This is a genomic window from Bradyrhizobium sp. 35, from assembly GCF_023073215.1.
Classification (GTDB): domain Bacteria; phylum Pseudomonadota; class Alphaproteobacteria; order Rhizobiales; family Xanthobacteraceae; genus Bradyrhizobium; species Bradyrhizobium canariense_D.
Map to the genome: position 1 here is coordinate 32,693 of NZ_JADPJC010000163.1, position 9,112 is coordinate 41,804.

The following is a 9,112-nucleotide window of genomic DNA, read 5'->3' on the forward strand; positions in this document are numbered from 1 at the left end:
AAACGTGCCAAGACAGAAAGCCCCGTAATTCTACCCCTCATTGTCGCAGTATCGCGAAACCAGGAACTAACCTTCGGCTGTTACGGTCGACGGCATTCGGCGTTTAACGCGCGATTAACTTTGCCGGTCTGGAGTTTCGGATGTTCAGGTTCCTCATTGCGGCGGCGGCGATCGCGCTCTCGACCGCTCCGGCGCTCGCGAATGGCCATGGCGGCGGCGATGCCCCTCCGCCGCCGAAGCCCGCGACCTCACCGGCGAAAGTCATCCTGACCAAGCAGGGCCCCACACTCGTGGACCTCAACGGCATGACGCTCTACTATTACGAGCGCGATACCACCGGCAAGACGTCGAACTGCAACGGGAAATGCGTCGAGAGCTGGGTGCCGCTGCCCGCAACGGCCGATGCCAAAGCGGTCGGCGACTTCACCGTGATCAACCGTAACGACGGCAGCAAGATGTGGGCCTATCGCTATCGTCCGCTCTACACCTCGCCGGCCGACAAGGCGCCGGGCGAGGCCAATGGCAATGCCACGACGCTGCAATGGCGCGTCGCCCGTCCCGAGAACTAGGGCGACCTCACCCGCGCCAGCTGGGCCGCGCCTCGACTTGCGCGTTCTGTCCGGGCGGCAGCACCACGACCATTGAGTTGAGCTTCACCCGGTCATAGAGATCGATCACGTCCTCGTTGCGCATCCGGATGCATCCGGACGAGATCGCCTGCCCGATATATTCCGGCTGGTTGGTGCCGTGGATGCGGTAGAGCGTGTCCTTGTTGCCGGCATAGAGATAGATGCCCCGCGCGCCCAGCGGATTGGCGGGGCCTCCGGGCACCCGCGCCGGATAGGGCCCGAGCCGCGCCTGGATGTCCGCCGTCGGAACCCAATCCGGCCATTCCGCTAGACGACCGACCCGCGCGACTCCGGAGAACGCCATGGCTTCCTCGCCGACCGCGACGCCGTAGCGGATCGCCTTGCCTTCGGGCAGCACGAAATAGAGATAGCGCGCATCGGTATCGACCAGGATCGTGCCCGGCTGCTCCTTGCGCGGATAATCGACGATATGACGGAGATATTGCTCGGGCACGTTTGCTTGCGCGTAAGGCGTATGCGCCAGCAACTGCCGGTCGCGGGTCGTCATGCTCGCGTCCGTCGATGGCGAAAGCGTCGTCTGCATGCAGCCGCCCAACGGAAGCATGGCAAGGACGAGTAGAACGAATAAGGATCTTGGCACCGCCGGCCCCGATAGCGATAGCAGCGCCCCCAGCAACACCAGATGCTGCCAAAATCGTGCTGAAAACAAGGCATTGTGGAACAATTACGCGTGTTTTCTGAGGCGGGTTCCATCACCACAAACGGCGCAAGAGCGTCGCACAGTCTCCATCCCCTCGCCTTGCTTTGGTCAAACCCGGCTGGACTCGTGGGTCATGGTGCTTGGGCCTCATCGGATTTGGGGATTTGGATGGGCCCACCTCAACGGATCTGCTCGCGCCAATGCGAACGACCGATACCTCAATACTCAACACCTGGGGCTTCAAAACACCCAGGCTTCAAAGGAGCTGCGATGCTCGCGACGCTGAACTCTCGGCAAATCGTCGATGAGATCGTGAAGGACACGGTCACGAACAACGACCCGCACGACGCCGTGCAGATTTCGCCTGACATTTTGCTGGCCTCGCGCCCTCTCAGCGTTGCGCCCGCGCTCGCGCCTGAGATCACGACCCGTCCGGAACCCAAAATAGATCCGGCGTTCCTGCTGAAGCCCAGAATGAATCCGGAGCCGAAGTTCAGTCCCGTCGCGGAGCCGCAGCCGGCAGCGCCCTCGGTCGACACCGCCGTGCGCGTCGCGGCCAGTGATGGCCTCAGCCGGCAGAAGCGCTCTTCCGCCGGCAAGTGGCTGCGCGGTGCGTTCGTCACGATGCTGTTTGCGGGCGGAAGCGCAGCCGCCACTGTCGCCTGGGAGAAACATGGCGACACCGCAAGACAGATGCTCGCCGAATGGACCCCGGCTTTGGCGTCGCTGTTGCCTTCGACGTCGCAGACGGCACCGGTCGCCGCCGCGCAGGCCGCGTCGCCTGCGGACCAGCCCGCAACTGATCAAGTCGCAACGGATCAAGCGGCCGACCAATCGGCGGCTCCGCCTGCAACCCAGGTTGCAGCAGCAGTGCCCCCGGCAACACAACCCGATCCTGTACAATCGGTGCAGTCGATGACGCGCGATCTCACCGCGATGGCGCAACAGATCGAGCAGCTCAAGGCCAACATCGCCGAGTTGAAGGCCGGGCAGGAGCAGATGGCACGCGAGATGGCGAAGCCGCCCGCGCCGAAGCCGGTGGCCGATACGAAGCCGCGCGTCGATCCGCGCGCGCAAATGTCCGCGCTACCGCCGCGGCCCGCGGCGCCGCCGGTTCGCAAACCGAAGCCGGTCGTGTCGCACACCTACATGCCGGCTTATTCGCCGGCGCCGCTCGCTCCGCCGCCGCCGGCCTCGCAGGCTGCCGCAGCCCCACCGCCCGCTGCCATGACGACGCAAGCCGTTGCCGACGACGACGGACCTGTCGTACGCCCGCCAATGCCGCTGCGCTGAACCATCGTCACGCGACGACGCGTCGCACCAGCGATGCTGTCAGAGTCGATGTGATGCGTTGAATCCGGATGACTACGGGAAGCGAGCTTCGATCGTTTTCCATCAAGAGAAAAGGCCGTCGGGATCTATGCCGGCGGCCTTCTCTTGCAGCTGCCGGTTCCCGGAGCCCGGTTCTGCTGCAATTCCATGCCTCATGATCACGCCAACATATTTAATAAAATCTTAACACGCTTGAATGCTGCACATCATTTCTGCGCATAAGCAGAGAGATTGCGCGCGCCGTTCATTCGATAAACATCGACTCAGTGGTACCATCGGTCATGTGTTGAAACGTCCACCCGAAGCTCAATTCGTCACACCGGGGAATTCGGATGCCTTACTATTCCTTCGATCTCGTGGTTGGTGAAGAGTTCAAGAACCAGGGCGGTATCATCCTCGAAGACATCGAGGTCGCCTCCGATCGCGCCGTTCAACTGGCCACCGAGCTGTCGCAGGTGAAGCCCGAGCTGCAAAGCAAGGGTTGCGCTGTGCGCGTCACCGACCGCGATCACAAAGAGGTCTATCGCACGCCGCTCGATCCGGTGCCGGCCTGGCGGCGCTAACCCGCCGGCCGGCTTCGCGGGCGCACGCTATCCCCATTGCGGAGCGGCGCGGCAGCCGCTAGCCTTCCCGAAAATTCGGGGAGGTACCAAGGATGCGCACTGGTTTTCTGATGACGGCCCTGTTGCTGCTGGCCGCGTCCGCCCAAGCGGCCGACCATCCACGCTCGACCTATGTCACGTTGGTCTTGCAGGCCTTCGCCGCCAAGGTCGAATGTCCGGGCACCGATATCGCCTACCAGGATCTGGTGCAGAAGGCGGAGCAGATGCAGCTGCCCGAAGGCACCACCGAGAAGGTCCGCAAGGCGATCGCCTGGATGCACACGGGTGGCAAGATGGGCGAGAAGCAGGACGACGATCTGATGGCCGAGGTCGCGGTGGCCACCCAGGCGACCGACCTCAACCAACGCCGCCTCGGCATGCCCAACTGGTGCGAGGCCCAGAAGACCAACCTCGCCGGCCTGATCCGCAGCAAGGGCGGCTAGCGTGATCGTGCGGCGTTAAGCACGCCGCGCCGGAATTTTTGCTTCGGCCAATAATCGTCACATTTCTCGCCAGCATGCGGCTCTTTCGAACTCGAACAGGGGAGCTCCATGCGGATCAACCATGTCCTTCTCGCGGTCGCGTTTGCCGTCGCACCGATGCTGACTGCGCCCGTGCTGGCGAAGAATTCCAATGCCCAGAAGGGCGAGGACAAATCGACCTCGTCTTCGTCGTGTAGCGCTTATCAGCAGGCGCCGGATGGCTCGTGGGAGCCGCTCCCCTGCAAGGAGACGGGCGAGCGCTCCCAGCCGCAGACACAGAATCGCACCTCGCCGCAGGGCGCTGACCGCGGGGAGCGTTGAACGCGGGGGAGTGTCAGCTCTGGTGCGGACCGCGGATGATCTTCATCGCGTCCGCGATGTGACGCCACTCTTTGGCCTCGTCGGCCTCGCCGCGGCCCTCACAAGCCCTGGCCTGTTCGGCGGCCTTCGCGATCGCAGCAAAACCATGCTGTTCCAGCATCTGGCGCGCGACGGTGTGGACCTGGACCTCGGTCATCATGGGCGTTCTCCCGTTTGACGAAACCGCGGTGCATCGCGCCGCCGCGGGTTGTTCACAACGATTGAGCCCCGGACCTCGTTCCGTAGCGTTCACGTCAGCAAGCAAAAGGCGGCCCGCTATGCCCAGCGGACCGCCTTTTCACCAACCCCAAATTTGAAGCGTCGCGGCCGAGGTCCCTAGCCGGCCGCCGCGCGCTTGCGCTCGAAATCGTTGGGCACCTCGATATCGACCTCGAGGGTCGAGACCTCGTCGCCGCGATCGAGCCGGACGATGACCTTGGTCGGGTCCAGCGTGACGTGCCTGGAGACGACCGCGAGAATTTCCTCACGCAGCACACCGAGCAGATCGGGCTGGCCGCGCAGTCCGCGTTCATGGGCAAGCAGGATCTGCAACCGCTCGCGCGCGACGGGTGCAGAGGCCTTGTTGCCGCGGAGAAGCCGAAGCAGACCCATGCTCATGCGGCCCTCCGTCGCAGCAGGCGGTCCATGAAGCCCTTGCGCTCGGTCGGCACCTGCATGGGCACGGTGTCGCCGCACAGCCGTCGGGCCGCGTCGATATAGGCCCGCGCCGGTGCGCCTTCCGCGTTCGACAGCGTCACGGGCGTGCCGACGTTGGAGGCGCGCAGCACGTCCTGGCTCTCCGGGATGATGCCGAGCAGGGGCGTTGCAAGAATTTCGAGGATGTCCTCGATGGTCAGCATCTCGCCGCGCGCGGCGCGCGAGGGATCATAGCGGGTGATGAGAATGTGCTTCTCGACCCGCTCGCCCTTCTCGGCCCGCACCGTCTTGGAATCGAGCATGCCGATGATGCGATCGGAATCGCGCACCGAGGAGACTTCGGGATTGGTGACGATCACGGCTTCGTCGGCAAAGCGCATCGCCATGGAGGCGCCGCGCTCGATGCCGGCCGGACTGTCGCAGATCACCCAGTCGAAACGGCTGCGCAGATCGTCGATGACCTTGCCCACGCCCTCTTCGGTCAGCGCGTCCTTGTCGCGGGTTTGCGAGGCCGGCAGCAGCCAGAGGTTCTCCAGCCGCTTGTCCTTGATCAGGGCCTGCGGCAGCTTTGCGACGCCCTGCACCACGTTGATGAGGTCGAACACGACGCGGCGTTCGGCGCCCATCACGAGGTCGAGGTTGCGCAAGCCGACGTCGAAATCGACGACGACGACCTTTTCGCCGCGCTGCGCGAGCGCAGCCCCCAGTGCGGCGGTCGTCGTGGTCTTTCCGACGCCCCCCTTGCCTGACGTCACGACCAGTACCTTGGCCATCTCTCAAATCTCCTTCTGGTCAGTTCAGCGCAGTAATTCGCATGGTGTTGCCCTGCAGCCAGGCCTGGGCCGGCTTGCCGCGCAGGGCCGCGTCGATATCGTCGGCGGTCTGGTAAAAACCATCGATTGCAAGCAGTTCGGCCTCGATCTTCTGACAATAGATGCGCGCGCTCGTGTGACCGTTCACGCCCGCCATGGCGCGACCGCGTAGCGCGCCGTAAATGTGAATGGAGCCGCCGGCAACGACCTCGGCGCCGGAGCCGACAGAGCCCAAAATGGTGACGTCACCCTCGGGGAAGATCACGGTCTGGCCCGACCGCACGGGGCTTTCGAGCAGCAGCGAGGTCGGCTTGGTCTCGACCTTTGCCTCGACCTTCTTGGGCGCACTCGGCTCGACCACGCAGCTGCGCCCGCCCGAAAGCAGCGGCGGCATCATGGGGTTCAACCGGCCCTCCTCCACGCCCTCGATCCCGAGCACGCGGATGTTGCGGTCCTGAAGGCTGGTGAGCAGATGGCCGATGCCGGACTGGCTGAGATCGACCGAGGACAGGTCGATCACCACGGGGCGGCCGGCGAAGAAGCCCGGCGAGCGCGCGATGGTGGTGTCGATCTCCTGCAGCCAGTCCTGGATGGGAACCGTCGGCACGAAGACGAAGGCCACATAGGAGCGCCCGCGCAGGCGAACCATTTGGCGTTGAGGTTTTACTGCAGCCTCCATAGCGGCCGACTCGTCCCCTGTTATTGAATGGTTAACGATGCCGCCGATATGGTTAATGGCCGGTTAATTTCTCCGTGGGGTTACGTGGCATGGAAGCGCACCAAGGGCGTTGAGCAGGCGCTCTCGCCCCGCACAACGGTCATCGCCCGCGAAGGCGGGCGATCCAGTACTCCGAGACGGTTGCGGGTCAGCCGAAAGGCTGCGGCGTACTGGATGCCCCGGTCAAGCCGGGGCATGACAGCGGAATGTGGGGCCGGCGCGGCGACCAGCCCCCCTACTTCTTCACCTTGCTCGCATCCATCTTGATGGCGGGGTCCAGCATCTTGGTCGTGAACGCCGTCGTGACGTCGAACGGCTTCTCCATGCCGAGATAGGTCTGGACCAGATCGTAGTCCTTCTTCATCCGCTCGCCGTCGATCCAGCCGAGTGCCTTCGTCGTCGTGAATTCGTCCGTCATCAGGGACTTGATGCGCTCCCACTGGCGCTCCTGGTTCTCCTTGTCGAGACCGGAGACCTGATCGAGCAGCGCCTTCAGGCAGGGCGCGGCGTCGGCGACGCAGGTCGCGAAGGCCTTTTGCGTGACCCGCACGAACGCCTCGACCAGCTTCGGGTTCTTCTGCAGATAGCCGCCGTTGACGATCAGCGAATTGCCGTAAGGGTTGAGCCCGATGTCCTTCCAATTGACGTAGCCGAGATCGCTTCCGAACTCGATCACCTTCAAATCGTGCTCGTTGTAGAAGTCGCTGATGATGTCGACCGTATGGCTCTTGAGCGCGGCGATCTTCGCCGTCGGCCCGACATTGACGAAGCCGACGGAGTCGGGCGCAAGCCCTGCAGCCTTGGCGAAGGCCGGCCACATCACACGCGAGGCGTCCCCGGGCGGATTGCCGATCTTGTGGCCGGCAAAATCCTTCACCCCGTTCACGCCGTAGCTCTTCAACCAGTAGAAGGTCTGGCCGGTGTTGGCGTAGACGCTCATCACGGCAACAGCGTCAGCCCCCTTGCTCTTCGCCACCAGCATGGTGGCGAGATCGGCGACGCCGAAGGGCGAGCCGCCGGAGCCGACCTTGGCGGCGGAGACGCCGGAGCCCTTGCCGACCTCGATGGTCAGATCGATGCCCGCTTTCTCGTACCAGCCTTGCGCCTTGGCGTAATAATAGGGCGAGTGATCGGCCGTCGGCGCCCAGTTCAGAATCAGATTGACCGCCTCGCCCGCGTTCGCGGGCACGACTGGTGATCCGAGCATCAGGGCCACCGCCAGGGCCGAGCCCGCCGCCTGCAAACGCTTCATCGCATCTCTCCTCGTTGCCCGCGACCGGCTTGTCGCTCTCCCCCCGTGAGGATACCAATGCAACAAGGCCGCCCTCAACTTGTCAACTGTTTGGTTGGAAATGCCCGCAAAACGTTCAGGCGACACCGTGCCGCAGCGGCGCGACCCGGTCGCCACACGCAAGAAGCTGCTCACCGCGGCGCGCGAGGAGTTCGCCCGGCACGGCTTTGCCGGCGCCCGCGTCGACGAGATCGCAGAGCGCGCCGGTGTCAACAAGCAGCTCGTCTACCACTATTTCGGCGACAAGGACGCGCTCTATCTCGCCGTGCTCGAATGGGTTTACGCCGATATCCGCGAGCAGGAACGTCAGCTCAATCTCGAAGGCCTGCCGCCGGGAAAGGCGATCCGGAAACTGATCGAGGCCTCGTTCGATTACCTCGCGACGAACCCCGATTTCATCGTGCTTCTGAACGACGAGAACCGCGGCGGTGCCCGCCACGTCCGCGGCTCGACGCGGCTGGAGGCGATGCATTCGCCGCTGGTGAAGAGCGTGTCCCACATCCTTCACGAAGGCGTCCGCGCCGGCATGTTCCGCAAGGGGATCGACCCGATCCAGCTCTATATCTCCATCGCGGGCCTCAGCTATTTCTATCTCTCCAACACGCCGACGCTGTCGGCGATCTTCGGCAAGGACCTGTCGAGCCGGGCCGCGCGCCGCGCCCGCCGCCGGCACGTCGCCGATCTCGTGCTGCATTCGCTCCGGCCATAATCAACCAACTGGTTGAAACTTCCCTCCGGGACGGCTAGGCTTGCGACCAGCGGCAAGGTGGCCGCTGACAGCAGGGGGTAACCGGTGACAGGAGACGGCGCCCGCAATACGCGCAGCTTTGCGATCGTCCTAATCGTGCACTTCGCCGTGCTGGTGCTCTGGCAGGTGCTGGTCGATGCCTTCCACGTCCCGAAGTTCATCCTGCCCTCGCCGCTCGCGACAATCCAGACGCTGGGAACCGCGAGCTACGCCTGGGGCGCCAACACGCTGGTGACGGCGATCGAGATCCTCGGCGGCTTTGCGCTCGGCGCCTTCGTCGGCGTGACGCTGGCCGTCATCTTCAGCTGGGCGCCGCTGATCAGCCTCGTGCTGCTGCCGCTGTTCGTGACGCTGAACATGATCCCGAAGGTCGCGCTTGGTCCGCTCCTCATCGTCTGGTTCTCCTACGGCATCGTGCCGAACATCCTGATCGCCTTCAGCATCTGCTTCTTCCCGATCCTGCTCACCACCGCGCGGGGCTTGCGCGAGGTCGAGCCGGATCTGCTCGACCTCGTCAAATCGCTGCGCGGCTCGCGCTGGACGCTGTTCCGCAAGATCCAGCTGCCGGGATCGCTGCCTTACATCTTCTCCGGAATGAAGGTCGGCGCCATCCTCGCGGTCGCCGGCGCCATAGTCGGCGAGTTCATCGCCTCCGAGCGCGGGCTCGGCTACCTCATGATCCAGGTGCAGTCGTCGCTCGACACGCCCGCGATGGTGATGGCCGTCGTGCTGCTCACCCTGCTCGGCGTCGCGCTTTACGGCTTCGTGCTCGTCCTCGAACGCATCTTCGTCGTCGGCGACGCAAGACAAACTTGAAGAT

The 9,112-nt window shown here is 64.1% G+C and carries 13 protein-coding genes; 7 read left to right on the forward strand and 6 right to left on the reverse strand.

Going from position 1 to position 9,112, the window contains the following annotated elements; all coding sequences use genetic code 11:
* The first annotated feature begins 140 nt into the window (after positions 1 to 140).
* Positions 141 to 569, forward strand: a complete 429-nt coding sequence (locus tag IVB36_RS38235; RefSeq protein ID WP_018454539.1) for a hypothetical protein — start codon at positions 141 to 143, stop codon at positions 567 to 569.
* A 7-nt stretch (positions 570 to 576) separates the two neighbouring features.
* Here the strand turns inward: IVB36_RS38235 and IVB36_RS38240 are convergent, their stop codons facing one another.
* Positions 577 to 1,173, reverse strand: coding sequence for a L,D-transpeptidase (locus IVB36_RS38240; protein ID WP_198293348.1), 597 nt, complete (start codon positions 1,171 to 1,173; stop codon positions 577 to 579).
* Between the two features lie 387 nt (positions 1,174 to 1,560).
* Here IVB36_RS38240 and IVB36_RS38245 point away from each other — a divergent pair, with 387 nt between their 5' ends.
* The 4 genes from IVB36_RS38245 (at position 1,561) to IVB36_RS38260 (ending at position 4,027) form a co-directional block, all read left to right on the forward strand.
* Positions 1,561 to 2,583 carry a hypothetical protein gene (locus IVB36_RS38245; protein ID WP_018454541.1) on the forward strand — a complete coding sequence of 341 codons (1,023 nt, stop codon included), beginning with the start codon at positions 1,561 to 1,563 and terminating at the stop codon, positions 2,581 to 2,583.
* Positions 2,584 to 2,954: 371 nt separating this feature from the next.
* Positions 2,955 to 3,185 (forward strand): hypothetical protein, encoded by a 231-nt coding sequence (locus IVB36_RS38250; protein ID WP_007591727.1) that lies wholly within the window; start codon positions 2,955 to 2,957, stop codon positions 3,183 to 3,185.
* Positions 3,186 to 3,277: 92 nt separating this feature from the next.
* Complete coding sequence (locus IVB36_RS38255; RefSeq protein WP_018454542.1) at positions 3,278 to 3,667, forward strand: hypothetical protein; 390 nt, start codon at positions 3,278 to 3,280, stop codon at positions 3,665 to 3,667.
* Positions 3,668 to 3,775: 108 nt separating this feature from the next.
* Positions 3,776 to 4,027: a hypothetical protein gene (locus IVB36_RS38260; protein WP_018454543.1), complete on the forward strand. Its 252-nt coding sequence runs from the start codon at positions 3,776 to 3,778 to the stop codon at positions 4,025 to 4,027.
* Between the two features lie 13 nt (positions 4,028 to 4,040).
* Here IVB36_RS38260 and IVB36_RS38265 read toward each other — a convergent pair whose 3' ends face one another.
* The 5 genes from IVB36_RS38265 to IVB36_RS38285 form a co-directional block, all read right to left on the reverse strand.
* On the reverse strand, positions 4,041 to 4,226 hold the full coding sequence (locus IVB36_RS38265) for a hypothetical protein (protein ID WP_018454544.1): 186 nt from the start codon (positions 4,224 to 4,226) through the stop codon (positions 4,041 to 4,043).
* Positions 4,227 to 4,402: 176 nt separating this feature from the next.
* Positions 4,403 to 4,684, reverse strand: coding sequence for a cell division topological specificity factor MinE (gene minE / locus IVB36_RS38270; RefSeq protein ID WP_007591739.1), 282 nt, complete (start codon positions 4,682 to 4,684; stop codon positions 4,403 to 4,405).
* On the reverse strand, positions 4,681 to 5,496 hold the full coding sequence (gene minD / locus IVB36_RS38275) for a septum site-determining protein MinD (protein ID WP_007591740.1): 816 nt from the start codon (positions 5,494 to 5,496) through the stop codon (positions 4,681 to 4,683). The genes minE and minD overlap by 4 nt, the downstream gene beginning before the upstream one ends.
* A gap of 19 nt (positions 5,497 to 5,515) precedes the next feature.
* Positions 5,516 to 6,214: a septum site-determining protein MinC gene (minC, locus tag IVB36_RS38280; protein ID WP_026232759.1), complete on the reverse strand. Its 699-nt coding sequence runs from the start codon at positions 6,212 to 6,214 to the stop codon at positions 5,516 to 5,518.
* Between the two features lie 274 nt (positions 6,215 to 6,488).
* Positions 6,489 to 7,505, reverse strand: a complete 1,017-nt coding sequence (locus IVB36_RS38285; protein ID WP_018454546.1) for an ABC transporter substrate-binding protein — start codon at positions 7,503 to 7,505, stop codon at positions 6,489 to 6,491.
* Positions 7,506 to 7,605: 100 nt separating this feature from the next.
* On the opposite strand from IVB36_RS38285, the gene IVB36_RS38290 reads away from it, so the two are divergent.
* Positions 7,606 to 8,253, forward strand: coding sequence for a TetR/AcrR family transcriptional regulator (locus IVB36_RS38290; protein ID WP_018454547.1), 648 nt, complete (start codon positions 7,606 to 7,608; stop codon positions 8,251 to 8,253).
* 84 nt (positions 8,254 to 8,337) lie between these two features.
* Positions 8,338 to 9,108, forward strand: coding sequence for an ABC transporter permease (locus tag IVB36_RS38295; protein WP_026232760.1), 771 nt, complete (start codon positions 8,338 to 8,340; stop codon positions 9,106 to 9,108).
* Positions 9,109 to 9,112 lie beyond the last annotated feature (4 nt).

Coding starts and splice junctions, on each gene's coding strand:
- minD (WP_007591740.1), bottom strand. CDS start 5,496: ATGGCCAAGGTACTGGTCGTGACGTCAGGCAAGGGGGGCGTCGGAAAG.
- minE (WP_007591739.1), bottom strand. CDS start 4,684: ATGAGCATGGGTCTGCTTCGGCTTCTCCGCGGCAACAAGGCCTCTGCA.
- IVB36_RS38260 (WP_018454543.1), top strand. CDS start 3,776: ATGCGGATCAACCATGTCCTTCTCGCGGTCGCGTTTGCCGTCGCACCG.
- IVB36_RS38240 (WP_198293348.1), bottom strand. CDS start 1,173: ATGCAGACGACGCTTTCGCCATCGACGGACGCGAGCATGACGACCCGC.
- minC (WP_026232759.1), bottom strand. CDS start 6,214: ATGGAGGCTGCAGTAAAACCTCAACGCCAAATGGTTCGCCTGCGCGGG.
- IVB36_RS38290 (WP_018454547.1), top strand. CDS start 7,606: ATGCCCGCAAAACGTTCAGGCGACACCGTGCCGCAGCGGCGCGACCCG.
- IVB36_RS38265 (WP_018454544.1), bottom strand. CDS start 4,226: ATGATGACCGAGGTCCAGGTCCACACCGTCGCGCGCCAGATGCTGGAA.
- IVB36_RS38245 (WP_018454541.1), top strand. CDS start 1,561: ATGCTCGCGACGCTGAACTCTCGGCAAATCGTCGATGAGATCGTGAAG.
- IVB36_RS38285 (WP_018454546.1), bottom strand. CDS start 7,505: ATGAAGCGTTTGCAGGCGGCGGGCTCGGCCCTGGCGGTGGCCCTGATG.
- IVB36_RS38255 (WP_018454542.1), top strand. CDS start 3,278: ATGCGCACTGGTTTTCTGATGACGGCCCTGTTGCTGCTGGCCGCGTCC.
- IVB36_RS38235 (WP_018454539.1), top strand. CDS start 141: ATGTTCAGGTTCCTCATTGCGGCGGCGGCGATCGCGCTCTCGACCGCT.
- IVB36_RS38250 (WP_007591727.1), top strand. CDS start 2,955: ATGCCTTACTATTCCTTCGATCTCGTGGTTGGTGAAGAGTTCAAGAAC.